At 61.5% G+C, this 25,559-nt stretch carries 23 protein-coding genes; 14 read left to right on the top strand and 9 right to left on the bottom strand.

Annotation, left to right across the window (positions count from 1 at the left end; all coding sequences use genetic code 11):
* Positions 1-19 precede the first annotated feature (19 nt).
* The 6 genes from C404_RS33850 (at position 20) to C404_RS33825 (ending at position 9,254) form a co-directional block, all read left to right on the top strand.
* Positions 20-1,387, top strand: a complete 1,368-nt coding sequence (locus C404_RS33850) for an MFS transporter (RefSeq protein ID WP_049285943.1) — start codon at positions 20-22, stop codon at positions 1,385-1,387.
* 98 nt (positions 1,388-1,485) lie between these two features.
* Positions 1,486-2,175: a glutathione S-transferase family protein gene (locus C404_RS33845; RefSeq protein ID WP_031328806.1), complete on the top strand. Its 690-nt coding sequence runs from the start codon at positions 1,486-1,488 to the stop codon at positions 2,173-2,175.
* 773 nt (positions 2,176-2,948) lie between these two features.
* Positions 2,949-6,011 carry an autotransporter outer membrane beta-barrel domain-containing protein gene (locus tag C404_RS33840; RefSeq protein ID WP_021193136.1) on the top strand — a complete coding sequence of 1,021 codons (3,063 nt, stop codon included), beginning with the start codon at positions 2,949-2,951 and terminating at the stop codon, positions 6,009-6,011.
* 474 nt (positions 6,012-6,485) lie between these two features.
* Positions 6,486-6,665, top strand: coding sequence for a DUF3311 domain-containing protein (locus C404_RS33835; protein ID WP_004632354.1), 180 nt, complete (start codon positions 6,486-6,488; stop codon positions 6,663-6,665).
* Positions 6,665-8,173, top strand: a complete 1,509-nt coding sequence (gene mctP / locus C404_RS33830) for a monocarboxylate uptake permease MctP (RefSeq protein ID WP_021193135.1) — start codon at positions 6,665-6,667, stop codon at positions 8,171-8,173. The genes C404_RS33835 and mctP overlap by 1 nt, the downstream gene beginning before the upstream one ends.
* A gap of 157 nt (positions 8,174-8,330) precedes the next feature.
* Positions 8,331-9,254, top strand: coding sequence for a recombination-associated protein RdgC (locus tag C404_RS33825; protein ID WP_031328804.1), 924 nt, complete (start codon positions 8,331-8,333; stop codon positions 9,252-9,254).
* Positions 9,255-9,355: 101 nt separating this feature from the next.
* Here C404_RS33825 and C404_RS33820 read toward each other — a convergent pair whose 3' ends face one another.
* From C404_RS33820 to C404_RS33815, 4 genes are all read right to left on the bottom strand, one after another.
* On the bottom strand, positions 9,356-9,916 hold the full coding sequence (locus tag C404_RS33820) for a YdeI/OmpD-associated family protein (RefSeq protein WP_021193133.1): 561 nt from the start codon (positions 9,914-9,916) through the stop codon (positions 9,356-9,358).
* Between the two features lie 97 nt (positions 9,917-10,013).
* Complete coding sequence (locus C404_RS0129525) at positions 10,014-10,406, bottom strand: VOC family protein (RefSeq protein ID WP_031328803.1); 393 nt, start codon at positions 10,404-10,406, stop codon at positions 10,014-10,016.
* A 237-nt stretch (positions 10,407-10,643) separates the two neighbouring features.
* On the bottom strand, positions 10,644-11,459 hold the full coding sequence (locus C404_RS58730) for a HEAT repeat domain-containing protein (RefSeq protein ID WP_021193131.1): 816 nt from the start codon (positions 11,457-11,459) through the stop codon (positions 10,644-10,646).
* 59 nt (positions 11,460-11,518) lie between these two features.
* Complete coding sequence (locus C404_RS33815; protein WP_021193130.1) at positions 11,519-12,367, bottom strand: LysR substrate-binding domain-containing protein; 849 nt, start codon at positions 12,365-12,367, stop codon at positions 11,519-11,521.
* A gap of 103 nt (positions 12,368-12,470) precedes the next feature.
* Between C404_RS33815 and C404_RS33810 the strand changes: the two genes are divergently transcribed.
* On the top strand, positions 12,471-13,118 hold the full coding sequence (locus C404_RS33810; RefSeq protein WP_021193129.1) for a LysE family translocator: 648 nt from the start codon (positions 12,471-12,473) through the stop codon (positions 13,116-13,118).
* Positions 13,119-13,169: 51 nt separating this feature from the next.
* Here the strand turns inward: C404_RS33810 and C404_RS33805 are convergent, their stop codons facing one another.
* Together C404_RS33805 and C404_RS33800 are read right to left on the bottom strand one after the other, a co-directional pair.
* A complete protein-coding gene (locus tag C404_RS33805) occupies positions 13,170-13,823 on the bottom strand; it encodes a glutathione S-transferase family protein (protein WP_021193128.1) in 654 nt (217 codons plus the stop codon).
* Between the two features lie 66 nt (positions 13,824-13,889).
* Positions 13,890-14,177, bottom strand: a complete 288-nt coding sequence (locus C404_RS33800; RefSeq protein WP_021193127.1) for a barstar family protein — start codon at positions 14,175-14,177, stop codon at positions 13,890-13,892.
* A 474-nt stretch (positions 14,178-14,651) separates the two neighbouring features.
* Here C404_RS33800 and C404_RS33795 point away from each other — a divergent pair, with 474 nt between their 5' ends.
* The 5 genes from C404_RS33795 (at position 14,652) to C404_RS33780 (ending at position 20,505) form a co-directional block, all read left to right on the top strand.
* The gene (locus C404_RS33795) at positions 14,652-16,022 is read left to right on the top strand and encodes a nucleotide sugar dehydrogenase (RefSeq protein WP_021193126.1); all 1,371 of its coding nucleotides are present in this window, start codon (positions 14,652-14,654) and stop codon (positions 16,020-16,022) included.
* Between the two features lie 242 nt (positions 16,023-16,264).
* Positions 16,265-16,999, top strand: a complete 735-nt coding sequence (locus C404_RS58725; protein WP_064496322.1) for a glycoside hydrolase family 16 protein — start codon at positions 16,265-16,267, stop codon at positions 16,997-16,999.
* A 54-nt stretch (positions 17,000-17,053) separates the two neighbouring features.
* Positions 17,054-18,361, top strand: a complete 1,308-nt coding sequence (locus C404_RS33790) for a glycosyltransferase (protein ID WP_021193124.1) — start codon at positions 17,054-17,056, stop codon at positions 18,359-18,361.
* Positions 18,362-18,364: 3 nt separating this feature from the next.
* Complete coding sequence (locus tag C404_RS33785; RefSeq protein WP_021193123.1) at positions 18,365-19,423, top strand: hypothetical protein; 1,059 nt, start codon at positions 18,365-18,367, stop codon at positions 19,421-19,423.
* Between the two features lie 23 nt (positions 19,424-19,446).
* Positions 19,447-20,505, top strand: a complete 1,059-nt coding sequence (locus C404_RS33780) for a hypothetical protein (protein WP_021193122.1) — start codon at positions 19,447-19,449, stop codon at positions 20,503-20,505.
* Positions 20,506-20,747: 242 nt separating this feature from the next.
* On the opposite strand, the gene C404_RS33775 is transcribed toward C404_RS33780, so the two are convergent.
* From C404_RS33775 to C404_RS33765, 3 genes are all read right to left on the bottom strand, one after another.
* Positions 20,748-21,818 (bottom strand): glycosyl hydrolase family 18 protein, encoded by a 1,071-nt coding sequence (locus tag C404_RS33775; protein ID WP_080981216.1) that lies wholly within the window; start codon positions 21,816-21,818, stop codon positions 20,748-20,750.
* 488 nt (positions 21,819-22,306) lie between these two features.
* A complete protein-coding gene (locus tag C404_RS33770; protein WP_021193120.1) occupies positions 22,307-23,002 on the bottom strand; it encodes a DUF2076 domain-containing protein in 696 nt (231 codons plus the stop codon).
* A 102-nt stretch (positions 23,003-23,104) separates the two neighbouring features.
* Positions 23,105-24,076: a GlxA family transcriptional regulator gene (locus C404_RS33765; protein ID WP_021193119.1), complete on the bottom strand. Its 972-nt coding sequence runs from the start codon at positions 24,074-24,076 to the stop codon at positions 23,105-23,107.
* Positions 24,077-24,146: 70 nt separating this feature from the next.
* Between C404_RS33765 and C404_RS33760 the strand changes: the two genes are divergently transcribed.
* Both C404_RS33760 and C404_RS33755 read left to right on the top strand, forming a co-directional pair.
* Entirely contained in the window at positions 24,147-24,629 is a 483-nt protein-coding gene (locus C404_RS33760; RefSeq protein WP_232317434.1) for a tautomerase family protein, read from the top strand.
* 21 nt (positions 24,630-24,650) lie between these two features.
* Positions 24,651-25,466: a dienelactone hydrolase family protein gene (locus tag C404_RS33755; protein ID WP_021193117.1), complete on the top strand. Its 816-nt coding sequence runs from the start codon at positions 24,651-24,653 to the stop codon at positions 25,464-25,466.
* The last annotated feature ends 93 nt before the right edge of the window (positions 25,467-25,559 follow it).

Here is a 25,559-nt window from a genome sequence, read left to right as displayed (position 1 = left end):
GAGCCCGAAGATGGATGGCATGACGCTGCAGCACGTGCACCCGAACGCCGTGCAGCGCAAACGGCTGGTGCTGTGCGTGTTGTCGATGGCCGTGCTGGTTGCGCAGATCGACACCGCGGTGGTCAACCTGGCCGTACGCCCGATTGGCCAGTTCTTTCATGCAGGGGTTGGCCCGCTGCAGTGGGTGATCGACGCTTATAACCTCGCCTACGCCACGCTGCTGCTCACCGGTGGCCTGCTCGCCGATCTGTACGGACGGCGGCGCGCGTTCGTGTCGGGAGCGGTGGTGTTTTCGGTGGCTTCCGTGCTGTGTGCGCTGGCGCCCTCGATCAACTGGTTGATTGGCGCGCGGGCGCTGGCTGGGTTGGGGGCATCGCTGATGCTGCCGGCGTCATTGGCGATCCTGCGAGTGGTGTGGCGTGACCCGGTCGAGCGCGGGCACGCACTGGGTGTCTGGGCCGCGTGCAATGGCCTGGCCATGACGATCGGCCCGACGGTGGGCGGATTGCTCGTCACGCACTTCGGCTGGAGTTCGGTGTTCTGGGTCGTGGTGCCGGTGAGCGTGGCTGCCATGGTGCTGGCCCTGCGCGTAGTGCCGGAATCGTCGGATGCCACGCGCCGCCGCTTCGATGCATTGGCGCAAGTGCTGGGCGCCATCGTGCTGGGCGGCTTGGCGTTGGCCGCCATTGAAGCGCATCAGGACTGGCGCTTGGCTGTCTGCGTGCTGGCGGTGGCCCTCGGTGCGCTTGTGTGGTTCATCCATGTTGAAGCGCGTCATGGCAGTGCCGCGCTGGTGCCGCTGGATCTCTTCCGCATCCGGCACTTCCGGGGCGCCGTGGTCGCGACGGCAGGCATGACCTTCGGCATGTACGGCGCGCTCTTCCTGCTGCCGTTGATGTGGCAAAGCACCGGGTGCTTCAGTGTGACCGGCGCGGGCATTGCGTTGATGCCGATGGCCGTGGTGTTCATGGTGGTGTCGCCCACCTCGGGCGTGGTGGTACGTCGCTTTGGCGCGCGGTTGGCGATGGCCGGTGGCGTGGGCATCATCGCGCTGGGTTTGCTCACGCTGGGCGCGTTTGCTGGTGACGCGTCCATCGTGCCGACAGCGATCGGGCTGGCGCTGACCGGGCTCGGCATGGGCTTTGCCACCGGGCCGTTGATGAATACCGCGGTGGGTGCGGTGGGGCCGGAGCGTTCGGGTACGGCGTCTGCGCTCGTCAACGTGGCGCGCATGAGTGGCGCGACGCTGGGTGTGGCGATTCTGGGTACGGTGTACGCCGTGTGCGGTGGCGGTACGCCGGGCTTGCGCATGGCGATGCTGAGCGGGGGCATGGTGCAGCTCGTGTGCGCCGCCGTGGCCTGGCTGCACGGTACCGCGCGCCGCTGAGCATTGCGCTGGCGCATGCACGCTTTGCAGCGTCGCGCATTCTCGCGGCGCGGGCGCGGCTCTACAGTCGACTGGACATCCACACTCTGGAGCCGCCCATGCCATTGCAACTCACCCTCATCAGCCATCCGCTGTGCCCATACGTGCAGCGCGCCGCCATCGTCCTGCACGAGAAAGGCGTGCCGTTCACGCGTCGCGACATCGACCTCGCAGACAAGCCCGACTGGTTTCTGCGTATCTCGCCGCTGGGCAAGACGCCCGTGCTATTGGCGGGTGACACGCCCATCTTCGAATCCGCCGTCATCTGCGAATACCTGGATGAAGCCCAGACACGGCCCGAAGCACCACGCCTGCACCCCGAGGCGCCGCTGGCCCGCGCGCAGCATCGCGCATGGATGGAGTTCGGTTCCGCCGTGCTGAACGGCATTGCTGCGTTCTATAACGCGCCGGATGATGCAGCGCTTGCTGCGCGTGCCCTAGACCTGCGTCGGCGCTTTACGCAACTGGAGGCCGAGTTGGGCGACGGCCCTTACTTTGATGGCGCACGCTTTTGCATGGTCGATGCCGTGTTCGGACCCGTGTTCCGCTACTTCGACGTGTTCGACACGATCGATACGTTTGGCGTGTTGGATGACCTGCCGAACGTCGGTGCATGGCGCCGCGCACTGGCGGCTCGACCCTCCGTGCGCGATGCCGTAAGTGCAGACTACGCCGCGCGTCTACGCACATTCCTACTGACACGAGGCTCCGCATTGTCGCGACGCACGGTCGCAGGTACGGTCAATTGAGGCCCACAAAAAAATACCCGGCGAGGGGAATGCCGGGCTAAGTGGGATGCGCAATCCAGTTGGTGAAACGACATTACAAGAGTTCATTTTTTGAGATTGAAAAGAATATTAAAAAACGGTGGTTTTTGGAGGGATCACTCTAAGTAAATTGGTGCTTAGTTATACGCAATTGGTTGCGCCTGGTCCTTTGCTGATAAGGGTTTGCGAGAGGTCGCAAACGATTTGTGGAAAATAATACGAATCCAATATCGCCTTCAAAATCATTAAAAATATCGGCGAAATATCAGTGAACTAAAAATAAAACAAACGTCTGAATCGGACCCAATAAAAACGCTCGGACAGAGCGAGTTGAACGTACAAGATGGCAACTCTGCGTATCTCCGCGATCACTTATCTGCCTGAGCAGTATTTTTACATTTGTTGAATTTCCGTGGGTCGGGGTCGCCCACAATGCACTCCATCGACGAATCAGTGTCGCCTGCACACCCACCGGGGCTGTGCAACTGAATCGTTTGCGGGCTGGAGCCGCCATCAGAGTGGCCCGCCCGCTTGCCCGGCACCGTGATCTGCGTGCCGGCTGCAAGGCGGCAACGAACGGGGAAGTTCGTTTCCATCCATCCACCCATTGTTTTCTCGGAGCGGTGTCTGCTCCGCTGACGAAGCTTGGTGTGTCGGGTCCGGCATGGGCGCGGTATGCGGGGATGTCGTCGGCGGCGCCGGCACGGGGAATCATTATGCCGACGACATCCTTACGCCGCCGCAAGCGGCAACGCATGCTTTCCATCGCGCTAGTGGCTTCGCCGCTGGCACTGTACGGGCTGGAGGCTCAGGCCGCCTGCACCACCACGGGCACCACCACCACGTGCGATGCCACCGCCCCCAACCCCTGGACGCAAACTGTCGGCACCGGCAACAAGGCCGTTGAAGACAACCGTACGGTGACGGTGCAGACCGGCAGCACGATCAGCGTGGGCAGCGCCAACGCCATCAGCCTGCGCGACAACGCCAACATCAACGTGCAGGGTGGTGCCACCGTCAGCAACAACGCGAGCAGCGGCCCGGGCCTGTTCAACACCGGCAACAACACGATCGAGTTCCGCAACAACGGCACCCTCACGGTGGCCGAGGGCGGCAGCGTGCTGTCCAACGGCCGTCAGAACAACGGTGAGGCCGTCAACGTCATGGGCTCGGGCAACACCGTCATCAACAACGGGACGATCCGCGCGAACAACGCTGCGGCCATCTGGTTCGACAACCTGAGCGGCAGCAACACCATCATCAACAACGAGACGGGCGTGATCCAGGCGCCCGGCAACGTGATCGGCAGCGCGGGCAACGCCAGCGTGGATTTCACCAACAAGGGCATCGTGCGCGGCAACCTCGTGTTTGCGGGTGGCGACGACACGCTGCGCCTGTACACGGGCTCGACCATCACCGGCAATTTCAACGGCGGCGGCGGCTCCAACACGATCTACCTGAGCGGCACGGGCGATAGCGCACTGCCCGGCAACATCAGCAACTTCCAGACCCTCATCAAGAACGACACCGGCACCTGGACGCTGACCGGCACCGTGAGCGGCGTGCAGAATGCCACCGTGCAACAGGGCACGCTCATCCTCACCGGCAACAACGCCGCCTACACCGGCAACATCACCGTGGATGCGGCAGGCACACTGCAAGGCCGCGCGCAGAGCCTGATGCCGACCATCGTCAACAACGGCCTCGTGCGCTTTGACCAGCCGGATGCCGGCACCTACGCGGGGCTGATCTCCGGTGCGGGCGCGGTCGAGAAGACGGGCGCCGGCACCCTCACGCTGGCGCCCACGGCTGCTGGTGGCAATACGTATGCTGGCGGCACCAGCATCAACGGCGGCACCGTGGCCATCAGCGCAGACAACGCGCTGGGTGCGGCCACTGGTGGGCTGTCGTTCAACGGCGGTGCGCTGCAACTGAACCAGAATCTCGATCTGGCCGGCACGCGTGCTGTCACGCTCAACGCGGGCGGCGGCACGATCGATACGCAAGGCTTCTCGTCGACGCTGTCGCAGGGCATTACGGGCAGCGGCGCGCTCACCAAGCTCGGCAGCGGTGTGCTGACCCTCAACGGCAACAACAGCGTTGGTGGCGGCACGACCGTTGCGGCCGGCACGCTGGTGGTGGGCGATGCCACGCACGGCAACGCATCGCTGGCGGGTTCGACGCTGGTCAACAGCGGCGCCACGCTGGGCGGCTATGGCAGCGTAAGTGGCAGCGTGCGTAACGACGGCACGCTGGCCGTGGCCGATGCCGTGCCGTCGCTGGCGGGTACCGGTGCAGGCACGGGCACCTTCACCATCAACGGTGCGCTGTTCAATACGGGCCTGATGCAAGTCGGCGGCGCAGGCGTGGGCAATCGTTTGGCAGTCAACGGCGGTTTCATGGGCGCGGGCGGCACGCTGGCGCTCAACACGCAACTGGGCGCCGACAACTCGCCGACCGACCAACTCGTTCTGTCGGGCGGCGGCGCTGCAGGCAACACGGCCGTGCGCATCACCAACGTGGGCGGCGCGGGTGCACAGACCACGGGCAACGGCATTCCGGTCGTGGTGGCCATCAATGGCGCGACCACGCAGGCGGGTGCGTTTGCACTGGGCGCACCGGTGGTTGCCGGGCCGTATGAGTACACGCTGCATCGCGGTGGCAATGGTGCGGCGGATAGCTGGTATCTGCGTTCGACACGTCCGGCTCCGAACCCGGACCCCACGCCGAACGTGACCCCGGACCCGGACCCGAACCCGCCCACACCAAACGTGACCCCGGACCCGAACGGCGGCGGCACTGGCACCACGCCAACGCCCGAGGTGCCGAACTACCGGCCCGAGGTGTCGCTGTACACCGCCGTGCCGTCGATGGCCCTCATGTACAGCCGCGCCATGCTCGACACGCTGCACGAGCGCGTGGGGGATGAAACCCTGCTGCGCACTGGTGTGCCAAGTGGGGGCAAAGATGGCGACAAGGCCTTCAACGGTGCCTGGGCACGCGTGATCGGCCAGAAGGGCAGCCGCATGTCGGACGGCGGCATCTACGGTGCCGACGGCCCCGCGTTCGACTACAAGCTGGCCGCCGTGCAGCTCGGTGGCGATGTCTACCGCGCGCAGAACGCCGACAACAGCCGCGACCACGCCGGCGTGATGTTCTCCACCGGCCGCATCACCGGCGACGTGACGCACGCTGACGGCACCGACGCTGGCAGCAACGCTATCAACGCCACCACGGTGGGTGTCTACTGGACGCACTTCAGCCCGAATGACTGGTACGTCGACGCGGTTGCGCAGGGCACGCGCTACGACGTGACTTCGTCGCCGACGCGCATGGCTGGGTTGACCTCGCATGGCCTGGGCTATGCGCTGTCGCTGGAAACGGGGTACCCGATTGCGTTGGAGAACCGCTGGCGCGTCGAGCCGCAAGCGCAGTTGATCTATCAGCGCATCGGCCTGGCAGATGGTGCCGACCCGGCTGCGCAGGTGCACTTTGGCAACGCGCAATCGTTGCTGGGCCGCGTGGGTGTGCGTGTGGCGAAGGACTGGGGCGACACGCCCGAGCGCCCGCGTTCCACGTGGTTCCGGGCGAGCGTGTGGCAGGAGTTCCGTGGCACGACCACGACGTCGTTCTCGTCGGCCAACGGCTGGGTGCCGTTCACCTCGAGCATGCCCGCCACCGTGGTCGACCTGCAGGCCGGCGTGACGGCGCAGTTCACGCGCACGGCATCGTTCTATGCCAGCGTGGGCTACCAGATCAGTACCGATGGCCGCCTACACGGCTACGACGGCAAGCTCGGTCTGCGCTGGAACTGGTAATGCGAGTGCACTGAAACCGGCTGTAATACGCGCAGCCTGAATACCCCCGGTCGCGCCGGGGGTTCTGCTGCAATGCCACAACCCAAAACGGGGAGCCCCGGCCTATGCCGGCGGCTCCCCGTTTTGCTTGGTGCCACGCGGTGCGATGGCTGGCTTGCGCGTTTTTCTCACGCGTCCGGTGCACAAGACATGACGCTGGAATTCGTGGAAACCCTAGGAAACCCGCGCCAACCTTAGCGATTGGTTATTTCTCGCGAAAAGCATACGCTTACTGCGTAGTACTACGTGTGGTGAGTGCGTACAGGTGCGGATGGTATTGCGGGGTTGGCGCGCTCACAGTGCGCCGGACAACAAGAATGGTGGAAAGCATTCCATCAGCAATCCGACGGGCCACGCATCGGGGCGTGGCACCTCACCGGTTCAAAACAACATCTGAACAACAACCGAAGTCCCTCGAGCATCAGGAGACAACCCATGAAGTTCTTGCTCGCATTGCCATTCATCGGCCTGCTGTGGGTGCCGTTCTACAACCAGGAAACGCCCGCGCTCTTCGGCTTTCCGTTCTTCTACTGGTACCAGTTCCTGTGGGTGCCGATCACCTCGTTGCTGATCTGGATCGTCTTCAAGAACGGCCAGAGCAAAGGAGAAGAATGATGGACGGACAGATCAACTGGACTGCGCTCTCGGTCTTCGTCTTCTTCTTTGCGCTGGTCACGGTGCTGGGCTTCATCGCCTCGCGCTGGCAGCGTGGGCAGTCTGACAAGGGCGCGCATATTGACGAATGGGGCCTGGGCGGCCGCAACTTCGGCACCTGGATCACGTGGTTCCTGGTGGGCGGCGATTTCTACACCGCCTACACCGTGATCGCCGTGCCGGCACTGGTGTATGCGGTGGGCGCGTATGGCTTCTTCGCGCTGCCGTACACGATCCTGGTGTATCCGATCGTGTTCCTGATCATGCCCAAGCTGTGGAAGGTGGCGGCTGCCAACGGCCACGTGACGGCGGCAGATGCCGTGTACGGCCGCTACGGCTCGCGCTCGCTGGAGTTTGCGGTGGCGCTGACGGGCGTGGTGGCGACCATGCCCTACATCGCACTGCAGCTTATCGGCATGGAGGTCGTGATCAAGGCGCTGGGTCTGACGGGCGAGCTGCCGCTGGCCGCTGCGTTCGTGATCCTGGCGCTGTACACGTACTCGGCCGGGCTGCGCGCTCCGGCGCTCATCGCCTTCGTCAAAGACATCATGATCTACATCGTGGTGCTGGTGGCGGTGGTGCTGGTGCCAGCCAAGCTGGGCGGCTACGGTGCGGTGTTTGCCTCGGCGCATGACGCGTTTGCCCTCAAGGGTGGGGCGACAGGTCTGACGCTCAAGTCTGCACAGTTCCTGCCGTTTGCCACGCTGGCCATTGGCTCGGCGCTGGCGGCGTTCATGTATCCGCACACGCTCACCGGCATCTTTGCGGCGCGCAGTGCAGACACCATCCGCAAGAACGCCGTATTCCTGCCGGCCTACACCGTGCTGCTGGGTTTGATTGCACTGCTGGGCTTCATGGCCTATGCGGCAGGCGTCAAGGTCACCAACAACAACGATGTGGTGCCCGCGCTGTTCAACGCGTTGTTCCCGAGCTGGTTCACGGGGTTTGCGTTCTCGGCCATCGCCATTGGCGCGCTGGTGCCGGCGGCAGTCATGTCGATTGGTGCGGCTAACCTGTTCACGCGCAACTTCTGGAAGCCCTACGTGGCGCCGGATCTGAACCCGGCTGGCGAAGAGAAGGTGGCCAAGGTGATCTCGCTGATCGTCAAGGCGGGCGCGCTGGTGTTCATCCTGTTCCTGCCCACCAAGTTTGCGCTGGACCTGCAACTGCTGGGCGGCGTGTGGATCGTGCAGACCTTCCCATCGGTGGTGTTTGGGCTGTTCAACATCTCCAACCGCTTCCGCGCACCGGCGCTGCTGGCGGGCTGGGCGGCAGGCATGATCAGCGGCAGCTGGCTGGCGTTTTCCGACGGCATCAAGCCGGTGCACACCTTCGTGATTGGCGGTGACAAGTACACCGTCTACACGGGCCTGGCGGCGCTGGTGTTCAACATTGTCGTGGCCGTGGTGGTGCAGGTGATTTTTGGCAAGCGTGGGGAAGCCACGCACGCTGTGCGTCAGCCGAGCTGATTGGTGCGCTAGCGCATCTGCAGTAACGAAGGGGCCGGTACCGAGGGGCGCCGGCCCTTGTTGTTTGGTGTGCGATTGCAGTCGGAATGGCAGCAATGGGCCCGGGGGCGCCGCGTCATTTAAAATCGCGGACTTTGCCCGGACTCCCCTCCCTGCCATGTGGTTCAAGAATCTCCAGCTTCATCGTCTTCCGGCACCTTGGGCCGTTACCCCTGATCAGCTTGAACAATGGTTGGCGCCCCATGCGTTCCAACCGGGCAACAGCGTCGAGAAGCAGAGCTTCGGATGGGCATCGCCCCGCGACGACGGCGCGCTCGTGTACTCGATCAACAGGCAGATGCTGCTGACGTTTCGCGCTGAAAAGAAGCTGCTTCCGGCATCGGTGGTCAATCAGGTGACCAAGGCCCGCGCGCTTGAAATGGAAGAGCAGCAGGGCTTCAAGCCCGGGCGCAAGCAACTGCGCGAACTCAAGGAGCAGGTGACCGACGAGTTGCTACCGCGTGCGTTCAGCATCCGCCGTGATACCCGTGTGTGGATCGACCCCGTCAACGGCTGGCTCGTCATCGATGCCGCTTCGCAGACGGTTGCCGACGAGGTTCGCGGCCTGCTCGTGAAATCGATCGACCAGTTGCCGCTCGCCAACGTGCATGTGGCGCACTCACCGGTCGCCGCGATGACGGAGTGGCTGCTGTCCGGCGAGGCCCCGGGCGGATTCACCGTAGACCAGGACGCTGAGCTGCGCTCCACCGGAGAAGGCGGCGCCACGGTGCGATACGTCGGCCACGCGCTGGAGGCCGACGACATGCGGCGGCACATCGAGGCCGGCAAACAATGCATGCGCCTTGCCATGACCTGGGATGACCGCGTCTCCTTCCTGCTGACGCCGTCGCTCACGATCAAGCGCGTCACGCCGCTTGACGTGATCAAGGAGGCGGCAGACCCCACCGCGCAAAACGACGACGAACGCTTCGACTCGGATGCTGCGCTGATGACGGGTGAGCTGGCGCGGATGTTGACCGATCTGGTCGATATCCTGGGTGGCGATCCGCAAGACGCGGCGCAACTGGCCGCAGCAGCCTGAAACACATCGGCTTTCGGTGTTTAGGCCGGCGCACTTGCGCATCTGCAACAAAGAAAAGGGCCGGTGCCAGGAGGTGCCGGCCCTTCTGTTTTGGGGGAATGCTACGGGTGGAGCTTTTCACCATTGTTCAGCATGGCAATGAACTGAGCGATTTTCTTTGCACGCGTTTCGGCCTTCTTCACGTTCTGGATTCTGAACAGAATGGCGTACCGGTTCTGGCTGTTCAGGGTGGCGAAGAAATGCTTTGCCTTGGGGTTGGCATCGAGCGCCTGCTGCAGGTCATCGGGCACGGTCGATGTACTCGCAGATGAATAGGCCGCCTCCCAACGCCCGTCGCGCTTGGCCTGATCGATTGCACGAAGCCCCGCGGGCTGCATCCTTCCGGCGGAGATCAATACCTCGGCTTTTGCCTTGTTGATCTTGGACCAGATGCTTTTGGCGGTTCGAGGCGTAAATCGCTGTAGCCAGTAGTGCTCGTTTTCCGCTTGCTTCTGCCCATCAATCCACCCGTAGCAAAGCGCGCTCTCAAGTGCCTGTGCATAAGACACAGTGGACTGTTCGGCAGATCGCTTGGCGATGCGAAGCCAGACGCCGGGCACAGCCTCTGCGTTGGCTTCGAGCCAGGCTTCCTGATTGCTGAACGTGAGTTTTGGGCTGTGCATCTCACTAGGCCAACGAGTTTGTTCAGCGGCTGCACCGAGAGTCCGCTGGAGTGGGTGTTAGGGCGAGATTCCTGGCAATGACCTTGGGCCTGATGCTTTACTCGTCTTTCCCGGACAGATCTTGTCCCACCACCATGCGGTGCCCGTCCGGCGTTGCCACAACAAACTCCCGCATGCCATGCGCTTTGTCGGCCGGGGCCTGAAGAATGATGGCGCCGTTGCTGACAAACTCGTTGTGAAGCGCATTCGCATCGTCCACTTCGAGATAGCCGAAATAGCTATGGTCGCCGGTTGCGGAAGGTGGAAGTGCGTCAGGGCAGTGCCCCATCATGATGCGTACACCATCTCGTGTCGCGAGTTGCCAATCTGAACCTTCAGGCCACGCAAGCTGAAACCCAAGAGCGTCACGAAAATAGTGGGCGCTCCGCTGAAGATCGGGTACTGCAAGCACAAAAGAGAACGTGCGCAGATCTGTTCCGGATGCAGGCATGTTGGCAACTCCAGAGTCGGGTTGTGTGATTTATTCAGGCATTCCAGGGCTTTCCGGCACCTTGGAAACGATGTTGTAGTGCTGGGCGATGTCTCATCTACGTAGATAGCGCTGGATGTTTCTTGGTGGCAGAAAGTCGCCGCTCGCGTACTGAGCAGTCAGCGATCATTTCCGCGCCAAGCATGACAATCACGTCTCTCCGCACCAGACGTTCGGACGCATCCGAGAAGTCCTCGACTATTTCCTACCGCACGCATCGATTGCGTCCAAGAGGCAACCATACCAATGTGAGCGAATGTTGTTTTCGTTGGCTACTGAGTCCCTTATTGCATTGAGGCGCTCCAACAGATGCGGACTTCCAATCGCTTCCGAAGCACTCAGTTCATACGCACGGCAGTTCGTGTCCAGCTGTTTCAGTAGAACCGGGATGACTCTTTCATCTTTGCGAATGGCCAAACCGACCAGTGCTTCACCTCTAACATCCTCGTCCGTGTCTTGGAGGTTGTCCCATAGCAGATCGCGGATCCTTTGACTATCCACCTCGTGCATGGAGCCAATTCCAAACGTGGCCCAGTCACGAACAGCATCTGAGTCGTCTTTGGCAAGGCGTAACAACGCATCAACTGCGTCAGGCTCGGGATAGCCGCCCAACGCAACTGCAACTTCAAAGCGAACTCTTTGGTTGGGGTGCGAAGCGAACTTGACGAGCTCTGGCAACGCAAGCGGGTGTGGCCGGTGACCAAGCCCAGAGATTGCTGCAAAAAGTGCGTCAAGACTGATGTCATGCAATCCCGCCAACAGCATTTCCTGTGTGTCTTCTACAGCGTACTTAGCAATTCCAAAAGGAACACCTTTTTGGCGTCGGTACAGCTGCGACGCCATATACAGGCCAAGCGCACGCTTTCGACAATTTCGACTGTTTGCCAACCTGCGGGCAAGGGCCAGTGCCTCCGGCGATCCGCGCATCTGGAGTTCCGAAATTGCTTGCCAGCTCTCGTCACTCCCCCAATCTTGAAGTGCCATACCGACGAGGCTTTTTAGGCTAAGTGTCATTTGGCTATCGATTTTCAATTTCGCGTGCTGTGGGCGATGTCTGTCATCAAGCAACCCGCTCAACTCCGCAACTCCGCCAAGATCTGCTCAGCAAGAAAATCGCAGGGCGGCCGTCCGGACCGAGCGCTGCGGGCGAGCACCACCTCCAGATCATCCAGGGGCGGCAGCCCCTCATTCTGCGATAGCTGAACAAGGTGCGCCGGCACACTGCATCTGGCAAGCGGCGCGATGGCGAGCCCAGCTTCAACCATGCTGATCAGGCCCAGCAGGCTGGGGCTTTCGTAAGACATCCGGTACTTGATGTTTTCCCGCTGCAGCGCACTGATGGCGTAGGCACGTGCCGTACTGCCCTGCGCAAACACGGCAATCGGAAGCGGGCGCTCCTGCCACACCTTTCTTGCGGGCGACCCGGCCCACACCATCGGCTCGTACCGGACGAATTCGCCCGCAATGCCTTTCGTTTTCGTCATGCAGGCCAGGTCCAGCGTGTTGTCCTTGAGCAGTGGAGCAAGCGCACTGCTGGGCAGGCCGATGACCCGGATTTCCACACGCGGATGCGCAACCGCAAACTTGCCCAAAACCTGCGGCAGCAACGATGAGGCGTAGTCATCCGGAACGCCGATCGTGACGCGGCCCTTGATCTCCGGGCGGACGACCGAGGCCCATGCCTCATCGCGCATCGCGAGCATGCGGCGGCCATAGTCCAGCAGTGTTTTGCCTTCTGCGGTAATCGCCACGCTGCGGGTGCTCCGCACGAAAAGCGGCTTGCCCAGCGCTTCTTCCAGCCCCTTGATCTGCATGCTCACCGCCGACGGTGACCGATGCACGGATTCCGCCCCACGCACAAACGATCCCGTCTCGGCAACGGCCACCAGCATCTCCAGTACATCCAGATCGAGCTTCTTCATTTTCGTCAGAAAACCTGAGGAATCGGTTCAGTTTAATTCGTTTTACTGGAGCAAACACGAATCCGATACTACGAACAACGAGTACTTGGAGGAGCCCACGAACATGCAGGGTGCGGGGTCAATTTACGGATTTCTGGCAGTCGGCGGCATGCTTGCCGTGACACCAGGCCCGAACATGGTCTACGTGATGTCGCGCTCGATCGCGCAAGGGCGCACGGCGGGATTGATCTCGCTGGCGGGCGTCATGCTCGGCTACCTCTTCTACATGTTTGGGGCGGCGTTCGGTATCACGGCGTTCTTTCTGAGCGTGCCGTATGCCGGCAGCGTTCTGGGTGCGGTGGGCGCGGCTTATCTGTTCTACCTGGCGTGGCAGGCAGTGCGGCCGGGTGGCCGGTCTCCTCTGGAGGTTCGCGATCTTCCACGTGAGCAGCCGCGCAGGTTGCTGATGATGGGCGCAACCACAAGCCTGTTGAACCCCAAGCTCGCGATGATATTTCTGTCGCTGCTGCCGCAGTTCATCGACTATCAGCACGGGAGCGTTCTCAAGCAATCGCTCGCGCTTGGCGGGTCATTGATCGTCGCATTCGCCACCGTCAATGGCCTGGTGGCAATCTGCTCCGGCAGCATGGCGACGCTGCTATCGCGTCGACCAGGGCTGCTGCTGGCACAACGCTGGGCGATGGGCACTGTGCTGGCTGTACTGGGCGCACATATGTGCGTCGATGCGTTGAAGCTGGCGGGCGTTTATTAAGCGGCGTGCAGCGGCGGTTGAAGCGTGGCTGGGGCCCAACGCGGCCTTTCATCAACCAGCCGATGGCTTGCCCGTGAACACCGCCAACTGCGCCGCAAAAGCCCGCTGGTAAGCAGGCCGCGCTTCACCACGAGCAACATAGGCCGCCAGCGTCGGAAACGCATCCAGCAGGCCCGATGACCGCAGCCTGAGCAGCACCGACACCATCAGCAGATCCCCCGCGCTGAACGCTCCATCGAGCCAATCCGCATTGCCCAGGCGCGCAGAAAGCTGGTCTAGCCGATGGCGGATGCGATCCATGATCAACGGCAGGCGCGCCTGGGTCCAGGGCTTGTCGCCCTCCTGAAACTTGGCGGTGGAGAGTTCGAGGATCGGCGGCTCCACGGTGTTGAGCGCCGCAAACATCCACGTGATTGCCCGCGCCCGCGCATTGCCATCGTCCGGCAATAGACCCGCATGGCGCTCGGCGATATGGAGAATGATCGCGCCCGTCTCGAACAAGACGAAATCGCCTTCCTCATAGGTGGGAATCTGGCCGAACGGCTGCAGGTGCAGATGCGCGGGCTCTTTCATCGCATGGAACGAGACAAGGCGAACCGCATAGGGTTGGCCCACTTCTTCCAGCGCCCAGCGAACGCGCGTGTCACGCGCCAGTCCCTTGCCGCCATCGGGCGACCGTTCAAAGGCGGTGATGATGGGGGGCATTGGCGTGCTCCTTGAACGAAGTAAAGGTTTTCCGCTATCGGGACAGTCGTTACTGGCTGAACGCCGTCATATACGGTCAATCCGCGCAGCGTACGACGGAAACTGCTTCTCCATATCGTGCAGGCAATCGGCCATTACTTTTGCCTCGCCCGGGAACTTGCGTTCGAACTCAGCCCAGTGTTTGAGCCGCAGAACGTGTGGCATGTCTACCAGCGCCGTAATCGCATCCCAGAATGCGTCCCAGTTCTTTCCGTACCAACCTGGAAACCGCAGCTTGTCCATCAGTCGCTCGTGGAGCTGCTCAATCGATTCGATGTCACCCAGTTCGATTTCTACAACGTCTAAGCGTGTCAACGCGTGTTCTCCGAGGGGAGGTTTCACCAAAAGCCGAGCCGTCTTGTCAGTGGATCACCAAGCGATAGCCACGGCTGCCGATCCTGCCGCCCAAGCAAGGCACCTTACTCTGAAAGAGGTAGGCGATACGGTTCATCCTGGCGCGCGCCCCGGTGCCCCGCATTATGCAAATTCCGTGATCTTCATCGCGGCACACATGACCCGCTCGGGCAGACGTTACGTAACACGAAACGTTTTAAGCGCTTTTCATAGCACTTTTTCATTGCAATCCTTACAGGTTTGGCGGCCCGCCGTGCCTTATATGACAACGTTTTCATCAGATCCGCAGAATGTTGCTATCGCCGTGGCACGCTCTTTGCAGATTCTCGCCTCATAAAAATTGGTCGCCAGCCGCCGCCGGAAATGCGTCTGGGCGAACCATCACAACAGGTTGGCGCTCGGGTAGCCGGTCTGGACCTATGAGGGGAGGGGACGATGTCACTGACTGGCAAGTCGGCGTTTGGCGACAACGTGTTCATCAAGCCGGCACCACGCTGGCCGGATTCGACCAGGCTGGCGGTTGAGCCTGCAACGATCAAGATTGCCGTGGTTGGCCTGGGTTATGTGGGCGCGCCGTTGGCGGTGGCATTTTCGCGGCACTTTGCCGTGACCGGGCTCGACATTGATGCCACACGTGTGGCGGATCTGAGTGAAGGACATGACCGGACCAATGAGCTCACCAGCAACGCGTTGCTTGAAGCTGCTGCGCGCTTCACAACCGATGCCACGGTGCTGGGGCAGGCCGACGTCATTGTCGTGACAGTGCCCACGCCGGTGGACCAGGCTCGCGTTCCCGACCTGAACCCGGTGATGCAGGCATCCATCTCGGTGGGCAAGCACATGCGGCGCGGGGCCATCGTCGTGTACGAAAGCACGGTCTACCCCGGCGTGACGGAAGAGATCTGCATTCCGCTGCTGGAGCGCCACAGCGGCCTGAAACACCTGAAGGACTTCCACGTCGGTTACTCACCCGAGCGCATCAACCCGGGCGACCGCGTGCACACGCTCACCACGATGACCAAGATCGTGGCTGGCGACACACCGGAGACGCTCGACGCGCTGGTACGTCTGTATGGCGCCGTTACGCAGGTGCATCCGGCCAAGAGCATCAAGGTGGCCGAGGCCGCCAAGGTGCTGGAGAACACGCAGCGCGACGTGAACATCGCGTTGATGAACGAGGTGTCTCAGTTGCTGGCGGCGCTGGGTGTGGACACGCACGACGTACTGGCCGCTGCGCGTAGCAAGTGGAACTTTTTGGACTTCCGGCCGGGGTTGGTGGGCGGGCACTGCATTTCGGTGGATCCGTATTACCTGACGCACAAGGCGGCCTCGTGCGGCTTCAATGCCAGCCTGATTCTGGCGGCGCGCGAGACTAACGACAGCATGTCGCAGTTTGTGGTGGACCAGCTCATGCGGCGCATGACGCAGTGCTACCTGCTGGGCCCGCATACCGTCGTGACCATCCTTGGCATGACGTTCAAGGAAGACGTGCCCGACATCCGCAACTCCAAGGTGGCCGACATCGTGAAGAAGCTCGGTGCGCTGGGCATCCGCACGCAGGTTGTCGACCCACTGGCCGACAGCGGCGAGGTGACGCACGAATACGGCTTCAGCCTGACACGCCTGGCCGATGCCAAACCGGCAGATGCCATCGTGCTGGCCGTGCCGCACACGGAATACCGCGAGGGTGGCTGGACGCTGGTGGAGTCGCTCGCCAAGCCCGGTGCGTCGTTCGTTGTGAGTGATCTCAAGGCCGTGCTGGACCGGGATACCTGCCCGGATCGCGCCGTGCTGTGGCGGCCGTGATCTGGTGAACGGATTTTCCCGGTGGCCCGTCTTCAGCTGACGCTCTTGCTGGGCTGGGATGGCTTACAAAAAATGGTGCTCCGTAGTGCGGGTTTCGTCGCTTAAAGCAGTAAAACGAAGCGAAGCCGATATCTCTTCTGGCGCAATGCATATTTTATTAAATTCAAAAAGTGAAATTCCACGTTCATTTTCGCCGTATTGCGTGCCTTACTCGTGCCAATTTTTTATTGGCAAGGGGTTTGATGCTCGGCCGCCTTTGCGTCATCGGACTGCTCGCTTTCTTGATGTTGCCGGCCTCCGCAAGAGAACTTGATTTTTCTGGTTACCGATGGCTCGTCCGCTCGTCAGACGGGCAACTAGCAGGCCCTGGCCCGAATGTGTTTTCAGGAACCGCTGATTTCGTCAGCGTGGACGTTGATGGAAAGCTCCATCTATCTATCAGAAAAGCGGCAATGGGCTGGGTTTGCTCGGAGATCGTGCTGACCCAGGCACTGGGATATGGCTCTTACGAGATAGAAGTAGAAACCAATCCGTTTGATATGGATCGACAGGCGGTCTTTGGTTTTTTTACCTACGGAAGTTCGGCCGAGAACAGCCACAGCGAATTGGACGTCGAACTATCTTATTGGGGCAAGCCGTCCGGCCAGAACGCGCAATTCGTCGTACAGCCTTCAAGCAATCCAGACAATATTAGCCGGTTCAACGTAAATCAATCAAACACCGTTTACGCGATTCACTGGACTAAAGGCATGGCGGAATTCACTGTGAGCGCTGTTAGCGGTCAGATACTTCACCGCTGGGTTCGAACGGAGAATGTCCCTGATCCGGGTGACGCCAAAATCGACATGAATTTGTGGTTGGTAAAAGGCGCTTCCCCACAAAATAACCGGCCCATCGATTTTGTAGTCAAACGATTTGCCTTCACGCCTGAGTCCGGATTGCGACGTCAGGAAGAATCCATGCGCTCCGCCAAATAAAACGGGTGGCGGTGAGCGTTATAGAAACATCCCGAAAACTGCGGATAACTCCTTATGTTCGATGCGCAATTTACTCTGTGGCATTCGTTGCCCATCATGCTCATCCTTTTTATGTTCGGTGGGGGGCTGTTGGTCCGCCTGACGACTGAGGCAGCCCGTCCGCCTCGTGACTACCGCTACCAGCCAAAGGTCAGTGTGCTACTTCCCGTCTACAACGAAGGGGCGCACGTCTTGGAGACGATTGACAGCATCATGGTTGCGGATTGGCCCAAGGACAAACTTGAAATCATTGCCATCGACGACCGCAGTACTGACAACTCGTACCAGTACTTGCAGCAGGCCCGGCAAGCGAATCCGGACCGACTGCGTATTAGCCAGAACCCCGTCAACTCGGGGAAGCACGTCACGCTCACTCGCGCGCTCGAGCAAGCTACCGGGGAGATCGTCATCTGCATCGATAGCGACTGCATCTTTGACAAGAACGTTATTCGCGAATTGGTGGCCTGCTTCTGCGACCCCAAGGTGGGTGCCGTCGGGGGCCATATCGGCATCGCCAACGTTAACGAGAACGTCTTTACGATGGTGCAGGCTCTTGTCTACTTCATGAGCTTTCAGGTGGGAAAAATGCTTCAGAACGTGCAAGGCAGCATGTTCTGCATCAGCGGGTGTCTGTTCGCAGTTCGCCGTGAAATCTTCGAGGAGGTCGAGGAAGAAGTCCGCACCCGCAACTGGTTCGGGGTGAAGGTTCGGGATGGCGAAGACCGCTACATGACGCACGCCATCCTCATGCGCGGTTGGAAGACCATCATTAATCCAGCGGCCGTATGCTGGACTGCTGCGCCCGCCCAGCTTTCGCAGCTGTTTTCGCAGCAACTGCGCTGGCGCCGCTCAGGTCTGCGTGACCTGTTCTGGACGCTAGCCCGTCTTCCGCAACACCTTCGCGTGATGGGTCCGCGCCCGCTCCTTACGGCGGTACTGCCCGAACTCTTCACGGTAATCTGGGCCATGTATCTGGTGACGGTGATCCCCGTCTTCGGCATTGGCAACGCCTTGGACACCGTGGCGAGCGCCTTCCTGATGTTCTGCTCTGTGTTTATGGTGGCCGCAGTCTCCTACAACCACTTCATCAAGCACATTGCGTATGGCTCGGACAAGATTAGGTATCCACTGCTGGCGGGTTTGGCGGGCGCTTGGTTCTTTATGGATTCGCTGCTGATTACCATTCTCGCGCTGTGCACTTTTGACGTAGGTGTCTGGGGAACGCGGGAGGTTAATACAGTTCAAAAAAATCAGTACAAGTGGCTGGGTTTCGTTACTGATTTTTATCTTGAAAAAGTACATAAAACCTCCACGGGGAAGTAGCAAATGACGCTGTTCCAAAAATTTTTTGTTAAGGGCTATCGTTGGTTGGCCGTCCTCATTTTGGCGTCGGTGCTGCTCGCTGCGGCTTGCTACTTCGGCATGGTGTTTATATACGGGGTCAACAAAAGCTGGGGGGCTCCAGTCATCATGTCCAAATCAAGCCCCCGCATCGTGTCGATGACTGCGGACGTGTTCCGGGCGCGGCAAGCACTTGATACGCTGAAGCTCAAGCTGAACAGCGCTGCAAAAGCCCGCACCGCCCTCATCAAGCAGAAGGAATGGCTCATTGATCTCGCTGCGCGCTATGAAGAGTCGCTGCAAGTACAAAAGCGGGTTGACCAAGCTTTGACTGGAAAGCTGGGCCGACTGGCTGGGGAGAAGCGCAGTGTGGATGCTAAATCGGCTGAGGTTGTGAAGGCCAATCGAGTGCTGGCCGAGTCCATCGACAAAAACCTGAACGCCGGCTTGATTACTGAGGAGGCCGCCGCTCGTGCTCGCTCCCAGATTGTGTCTGCTGAGATTTTGCTGAACACCGGCCTCATCGACACAGTCTCGCTGGAGTCTCGAATGAGTGAGCTCAACTACGGCATCCGGACCATCGACGGTGCTGCAACGTCCCCCAAGACCCTCGAAAGCTTGGCTCGTCTGAGTGTCCTCAAGCGTGAACTGACCGAAGCCGAGCTGAAACTGGCTGACCTCGACGCGGAAACCGCAGTCAATACAGCTGAGCGTAAGGAGCTGGAGACATTCCTGGAGAAGCTGACGAGCAGCCCCTATTACCTAGCTGCCTACGGTGCCCAGGCCGTGCACCAGTTCGCTTTCGTTCCCTACGAGAATGAAGAGTCGGTAGCGGTTGGCGCTCCAGTGTATTCGTGCTTCCTCGAAGTTTTGCTGTGCTCCAAGGTGGGTGTGGTCAGGGCGGTGACCCAGGATGAGGAGAAAGGCCGTCATCCGGTGTTTCAACGTGATATTCGCGGGTTCTTGGTCGACCTTGAGTTGACCGACGAAGCCGCCGCCAAAGAGCGAGTACTGTTCTTTGGTGGCCGTCCTCTGATCCTGTAATCGCGACCAACGAGAAGAACAAAATGAGCAAGGCGATTCAGGCGATTCAGGCGATCGTGGCAGCTGCAGCCACGCTGTTTGCCACCATGGCAGTTGCGGGTGAGAGTGACACATTCTGCGCATTGAACCAGGCGCAAGCAGAAGTGCAAAGCGAACTGCTGGGTTCCGCCGAGGCCTTCACGAACATTGGCGACCCAAATACAGGGATCCACACCATTGCCGTCGGCGTACGCAAATCGCTCTCCAAACACCGACAGGCGCGCGTAGTCCGGCAGTTGGCGCAGGCCCAATGCGATGCTTATCGCCTCGAGAACCGGTTGGCTGAACAAGCGGCGAATGTCGAGCTGCGCGCCGATCTCGTGGCACTCAATGCCATGGAGCCCTTGCTGAAGCAGGCGCTGGAGCAGGCCGAAAACAACGTCCAGAAGGAACAAGCCATGCTGGCCGCACGCTCGGCGCGTCTGACTGATGTGAAGGAAGCGTTTGACCAGGCGGACCGCCTGCGCGGCGAACTGGTCAGTCTCGCCAAGCGTCGGAGCCAGCTGCAAGGCCTGCTGCCCCCCATTGATGAGCCACTCAACGACTTGGTGATTGCCTCAGTGGCAGCCCGGAGCGAAATCGCCGCGCTCAGCAGCAAGATCATTGTTCAATCGGGATGGGATGTGTCGCTGGCTGCGGGTATGCGCAGTGACTTCCGGGCCAATGGCCAACGCGAAGGCTTTGTCGCTGTACAGGCCACGTTCAATTTGGGTAAGCCGGCTGCTGACCGGGCTGCCGGGAAGGTGGCGGCGCTCACCGAACAGTTGCTCAACGAGCAGCACGATGCCAGCGTACAGGGCCTACGTCGTGCAAAGAACACGGTCGCCGGTCTGGCAGCCGGCGAAGCCATGAATGTCTCCACCTTGGAGCAACGTACAGCGCTGGCCAATTCCACGCTGGAGCGCCTGCAAGGAATTGACACTGAAGAGGGCCTGCGCGTACAGCGCACGATGAAGGTGGAACGAATCTCAGCAGAGGCGCAACTCATTGGCTCGCAGGCCCGTTTGCAATACTTGAAGGGCTGGTTGGACCGCAATTCCTGAACGGTCTCGGGTTTCCTCGTGATGCTGTGATGGAGCGCAGCGTTGTCGCGCACGATGACGGTGGAACATCCGTCAACCTAACCTTGAGCAAAACGTTTCGCGATGCTTAGTGGGCGCGCTCCGACTCTGGTTTGTCGTGGATTCGTGCTTGACGACGCTTGTTGTGCTGCGCACATTCGACGTTGCTTAATGGGGCGCGCGTCGCCGGAGCGCAAGGCCCGCTCCCCGCTCTCGCGCCAGAACTATTTCAACGCGGCAGAGATGCCCGTCCAGAAGCTCGCGTCTTCGCTGCCCAGCACCCAGACTGACACGCCGGCCAAGCCGAGCGTGTTGGCCAGTTGCGCCTTGGCTTGAAGTCCTTGCGACGTTTCGTACCAGACTTCATGGGTGCTGCCGTCGCTCGCGACGTAGTTGAAGTGGGCGGACTGGTTGACGGTGTCCCACTGTGGCACAGCATTCGTTGAAGCAATGAGGGTCTGCATGTCCTTGAAAGCCACGGACACACCAGTGTTTGCGGTCCGGTTCCAGTCGTAGCCGTAGGCGGGCAGGCCGAGCAGCACCTTGCTTGCCGGTACCACACTCGTCGCGTACTGCAGCACGGTCTGCATCCAGTCGATGCCGGCAACCGGGCCCGGGGCGCTTCCGGTGAAATGCTGATCGTAGGTCATCACCTGGATGAAGTCGGCAGATTGGCCGATCGACGCAAAATCGTACGGCCATGTCCAGGTATTGCTGGCCGTATCGGCCTGCTTGGGTGGCACGCTGAGGATGAGCTTGGATGCGATCGCGTGGAGTTGCGCCGCCAAGTCCGCCACAAAGCTGCTGTAGGCGGCCCGGTCAGCCGGGTATAGACCTTCGAAGTCGAGGTTGATACCGGACAGACCTTGCGTGCGCGCCAGCGTCACAATGTTCTGCAGCGTGGCGGCGCGATTGGTCACCAGCGCGGCATGGCCGATATCGGGGTCGAATCCCGCCGCTCCGTGGTTGGTGATACACGCGTACGAACCCTTGCCCGCCGCGCGGTTGTTCACCAATAGGCCCGATGGCAGCGTTCCAGTGAGATCGCCGTTGGCGGACGCACGCAGGACGTCGATCGACACCGTATTCACGGGGGTGGTGGCACTCATGGCAGAGGTCAACGAGGCCGTGGTATTGAGCACGTACCCGAGTACGACCTTGCTCACCGTCGTAGCCGGCGTGGCCGCAGCGGGTACGGACTGTGTTGCCGTGGTTGTCGCCACCTCGCTACCGCCGCCACATCCGAAGAGAAACAGAACAGCACAGGCTGCACCGATCATAGATACCCGCTTCATGGGGGTCCCTTTGCGTTCTACTGATATGCAAGGGAATAACGGCGTGGCGAGGAGAAACCTTGATGCTCAGACGTCTCGTCCGTATCAACTAGTAGAGATGTGTGAAGTCATGCGTTCCAAACGCGTGTGCGAGAGCACGGTCGGTTGCGGGAAACGACCAGTAGTGAACCGCCACGCCCATCAAACGGCCCCCAGCTGTAATTGCCGGCAGCGTTGACGGCACGGACGTCGCCTAGGGGTAAGAGGGCCAACCCCGATTGAGGGCGTCGCCAGGCGCGGAATGTTGTCCCCGTTTAAGCCCTCAGTGATGTTGGGATTGGGGCGGGCGTCCTTTGGCATTACCGTGGACAACAAAAAACCCGCGAAGCTTGCACCACGCGGGCTTTTGCACTTTCTCGGATGCGCATCGGACACTTCTTGGTACGGCAGATGACCCAGTTGGCAGGTCACTGACACCGTGGGGAATCGAAGAAGGGCCTTTTGTTTGCCTAGATCAACGTCGAATCATCATCCGAATAGTCACTGCCACCCAGGTCGCTATCGTCGACCAGTCCGAGGCTGTCGTCACGCGACGCTGTGTTGCCATTGCTATTGCCGCTGTCACTGTCGTAGTAGTTGTTGATCACCGTTTCCGTGGTGCCGCCCATCAACGGCTGCTGACCAAAGAAGCCGCCACCGCCACTGTTGTGGTGGAACATGTTCTCAATGCCCTGGAACAGCAGCGCGCCGCCGGCCACGCCGGCTGCCGTGGTGGCCACGCTGCCCAGTGTGCTGCCCAGGCCGCCGCTGAAGAAGCCCGAGCGCACGGGTTGTGCCGGAGCCTGTTGTACTGGTTGGGCCTGCTGCGGCATCTGCATGGGGGCGGCCTGCTGCGGGACGTATGCAGGGTTGGGTGCGGCGCTGGTGGCGTGGCTGCCCCAGTTGTTGGCCGAATCCATGAACGAGGTGCTGCGGCCGGCCTGTGCGGCCTGCAACTGGTTCTGCAGCGCGGCGATCTGCGCCTGGGCTGATGCGAGCGCGTGGTCGAGCAGCATGGCGCGCTGCACGAGCAGGTAGGCGGCATCCGGCTGGCGGGCGACCGCTTCCAGAATGCGGGCTTCGGCCTGCGGGTCTTTTGCCCCGGCGCGGGCTTGCGTCAGTTGGGCCAGGAAGTTTTCCAGGGCTTGCTGTTCTTGCGGGGACATGGCGCTTGTTCCTATTTGGGTGGATGCGACGTGTTCAAGTTAGGGGCAAAGTCTTAAACGAAAATTAAAGTGCGGCGGGTTCTTGTGTAACGGCCTGTAACACTAGGATGCAGCCCGGTACTGGCTGGGGTTGGCACCCGACACCTTGCGCATCAGGCGCCGCAGCGCGGTGGCGTCTTCGTAACCCACGGCCTCGGCCACGCGGTCGATGGTCATGCGGCTGGATTCGATCAGCATGCGGGCGCGGTTCAGACGCACGCTCTGCACCAGCGCCAGGGTGCTTCTGCCCGTGGCTTCCTGCACGTGGCGCGACAGCGTGCGTTGCGACATGGCAAATTCATCGGCCAGCGCCTGCACGCTGGGCGGATTGGGCAGGGCGGCTTCAATGCGCGCCACCAGCCGGCCGACGAGTGCGTTGCCGTTGGCCAGCATGGCAGGCACCACAAACGGCGCCTGCGCGTGGCGGCCGTCGATCAGCAGCACACGCCCCACGGCATCGGCCAGCGCCACGCCAAAGCGTGTGCGCAGCAGGTGCAGCATCAGATCAGTCTGCGCGAAGGCGGCACCGGCGGTGCTGACGGGGCCATCGGCGCAGACCATGCGATCCGCATCGACCGTGCATGCGGGTTCCAACTGCTGCAACGTGGCGGCCAGCCACCAAGAGGTCGTCACACGGCGCTCTGGCAGCAGCCCGGCCGCCTGTAGCAGAAACACCGCAGAACACGATGCCGCCACGTGGCCGCCTGCTGCGGCATGGGCGGCCAAGTGGTGTGTTGCCCGCTGGGCATCGTCACGCGCCAGGCGTGCGGCCAGGGCACCGGCATCGTCAATGCCGAGCCCGGGCACGACCCACGTGCTGCTGTCGGGCCGGGGCCGTTTGGGCAAGGCCGCTGCGTCGATCTGCATGCCGCTGCTCAGTCGTACGCTGGGTGCGTCTGCCGACAGCACGCGCCACGTTGGGCGTGCCGCCTTCACGCGTGGTGCGAGCGTCGACGCCGCCTGCAGAACATCCAGCGTGGCCGCCACGCTGGTGGCATACGCGCCGGAGAGGACGAGGATGGTGAAATCCGCCATGACCAAAGTTGCCCGAAAGATGTCGAAATCGACACTGCCAGTCTAGCGGCTCCGGGCGTTCAATGGAGGCATGTCCACTGCACCCACGGTTCACATGCCCAACATCCTCGTCAAGATTCCCGCCGACACGTTTGATGGCGACGCACGCACCGCGCTCGCCCGCCGCATCACCCATGCCGCCGCGCAGGCCGAGCAGATTGCCGATGACCCGCGCAGCCGCGCGACCACCTGGGTGGTGATTGAAGAAGCGCCCGCGGGCGCATGGTGGTGCGGTGGTACCGATATGTCCGCGCACATCGTGCCGTGCCTGGCCATCGCCCATGTGCCGGCGGGTGTGCTGGATGCCGCCGCACGGGCCCTGTTCGTGCACCAGATGCACGAGGCGTTTGCACAGATGCTGCCCGCAGCCGATGGCCGGCGCGTGGTGACGTCTGTGATGTTGCGCGACGTAGCCGATGGCACGTGGGGCGTGAACGGCGCCTTGTGGGCGCTGCCTGATTTCGTCAGGGCCGCCGGTTATGCGCATCTTCAACACCTGGTTGCCCAACCCTGACCACACCAACGGAGCCCGCGCATGACACGCCACCACCCGCAAGAAGACGACCGCCTGGAAGACTTCACGCGCCGCCAGGTCACGCTGGATGGCACTACCAAAACCGTGTACGTGGGCGGCACCGGCCCAGGCGTGATCGTCATGGCCGAGATGCCCGGCATCAGCCCGCACGTGGCGCGGTTTGCGCGCTGGGTGTGCGATGCGGGGCTGACGGTCTACATGCCGTCGCTGTTCGGGCGCGATGGTGCGGTGCCCGAGGCGGACGCGGGTGCAGAGGTCTTCCGCCACGCGTGCGTGAGTGCGGAGTTCCGCGCGTTTGCGGCCAACCAGTCAAGCCCGGTCACGCAGTGGCTGCGCGCGCTGGCGCGGCTGGCCCACGCAGAGTGCGGCGGCCCCGGCGTGGGCGCCATCGGCATGTGCTTCACCGGCAATTTTGCGCTGACGATGATGCTCGAGCCCGCCATGCTGGCGCCGGTGCTGTGTCAGCCATCGTTGCCGTTGAACGAGCCGGGCGGGATCGAGATTGCCCCAGAGGAGGTGGCCGCCGTGCGCCAGCGGCTGGAGCGCGAAGACCTGACCGTGCTGGCCTACCGGTTTGAAGGCGACCGCTTCTGCCGTGCGCAGCGGTTTGCTGCGTATGCGCAGGCGCTGGGTGATCGTTTCGTGGCGCGTGTGCTGCCCGACAGCGCCGCGCACCCGAGCCCGCCACCGTTCTTTGCGCAGCATGTGCCGTGTCCGCACAGCGTGGTCACTGCCCACCTGATCGACGCCGCCGGAGAACCTACGGTAGCCGCCCGCGACGAGATTCTGGCGTTCTTCCGGCAGCGCCTTGCCTGAACTGCCCGCCATGCCCTGGAGTGCACCCAGCGCCGCCCCTTTGGTGTAAACCCCGGGGGCGCTGATTTGCCAAATTACTTTACAACTAAACTA

Origin of the sequence: Ralstonia sp. AU12-08, assembly GCF_000442475.1 — a bacterium.
Taxonomy (GTDB): Bacteria; Pseudomonadota; Gammaproteobacteria; order Burkholderiales; family Burkholderiaceae; genus Ralstonia; species Ralstonia insidiosa.
The sequence above is the reverse complement of the archived record's forward strand: the minus strand, read 5'-3'. Positions and strand labels throughout refer to the sequence as shown.

Bases quoted from the DNA above. Each gene is read 5' to 3' on its own strand.
- C404_RS33850 (WP_049285943.1), top strand. From the start codon at position 20: ATGACGCTGCAGCACGTGCACCCGAACGCCGTGCAGCGCAAACGGCTG.
- C404_RS33845 (WP_031328806.1), top strand. From the start codon at position 1,486: ATGCCATTGCAACTCACCCTCATCAGCCATCCGCTGTGCCCATACGTG.
- C404_RS33840 (WP_021193136.1), top strand. From the start codon at position 2,949: ATGCTTTCCATCGCGCTAGTGGCTTCGCCGCTGGCACTGTACGGGCTG.
- C404_RS33835 (WP_004632354.1), top strand. From the start codon at position 6,486: ATGAAGTTCTTGCTCGCATTGCCATTCATCGGCCTGCTGTGGGTGCCG.
- mctP (WP_021193135.1), top strand. From the start codon at position 6,665: ATGGACGGACAGATCAACTGGACTGCGCTCTCGGTCTTCGTCTTCTTC.
- C404_RS33825 (WP_031328804.1), top strand. From the start codon at position 8,331: ATGTGGTTCAAGAATCTCCAGCTTCATCGTCTTCCGGCACCTTGGGCC.
- C404_RS33820 (WP_021193133.1), bottom strand. From the start codon at position 9,916: ATGCACAGCCCAAAACTCACGTTCAGCAATCAGGAAGCCTGGCTCGAA.
- C404_RS0129525 (WP_031328803.1), bottom strand. From the start codon at position 10,406: ATGCCTGCATCCGGAACAGATCTGCGCACGTTCTCTTTTGTGCTTGCA.
- C404_RS58730 (WP_021193131.1), bottom strand. From the start codon at position 11,459: ATGACACTTAGCCTAAAAAGCCTCGTCGGTATGGCACTTCAAGATTGG.
- C404_RS33815 (WP_021193130.1), bottom strand. From the start codon at position 12,367: ATGAAGAAGCTCGATCTGGATGTACTGGAGATGCTGGTGGCCGTTGCC.
- C404_RS33810 (WP_021193129.1), top strand. From the start codon at position 12,471: ATGCAGGGTGCGGGGTCAATTTACGGATTTCTGGCAGTCGGCGGCATG.
- C404_RS33805 (WP_021193128.1), bottom strand. From the start codon at position 13,823: ATGCCCCCCATCATCACCGCCTTTGAACGGTCGCCCGATGGCGGCAAG.
- C404_RS33795 (WP_021193126.1), top strand. From the start codon at position 14,652: ATGTCACTGACTGGCAAGTCGGCGTTTGGCGACAACGTGTTCATCAAG.
- C404_RS58725 (WP_064496322.1), top strand. From the start codon at position 16,265: ATGCTCGGCCGCCTTTGCGTCATCGGACTGCTCGCTTTCTTGATGTTG.
- C404_RS33790 (WP_021193124.1), top strand. From the start codon at position 17,054: ATGTTCGATGCGCAATTTACTCTGTGGCATTCGTTGCCCATCATGCTC.
- C404_RS33785 (WP_021193123.1), top strand. From the start codon at position 18,365: ATGACGCTGTTCCAAAAATTTTTTGTTAAGGGCTATCGTTGGTTGGCC.
- C404_RS33780 (WP_021193122.1), top strand. From the start codon at position 19,447: ATGAGCAAGGCGATTCAGGCGATTCAGGCGATCGTGGCAGCTGCAGCC.
- C404_RS33775 (WP_080981216.1), bottom strand. From the start codon at position 21,818: ATGAAGCGGGTATCTATGATCGGTGCAGCCTGTGCTGTTCTGTTTCTC.
- C404_RS33770 (WP_021193120.1), bottom strand. From the start codon at position 23,002: ATGTCCCCGCAAGAACAGCAAGCCCTGGAAAACTTCCTGGCCCAACTG.
- C404_RS33765 (WP_021193119.1), bottom strand. From the start codon at position 24,076: ATGGCGGATTTCACCATCCTCGTCCTCTCCGGCGCGTATGCCACCAGC.
- C404_RS33760 (WP_232317434.1), top strand. From the start codon at position 24,147: ATGTCCACTGCACCCACGGTTCACATGCCCAACATCCTCGTCAAGATT.
- C404_RS33755 (WP_021193117.1), top strand. From the start codon at position 24,651: ATGACACGCCACCACCCGCAAGAAGACGACCGCCTGGAAGACTTCACG.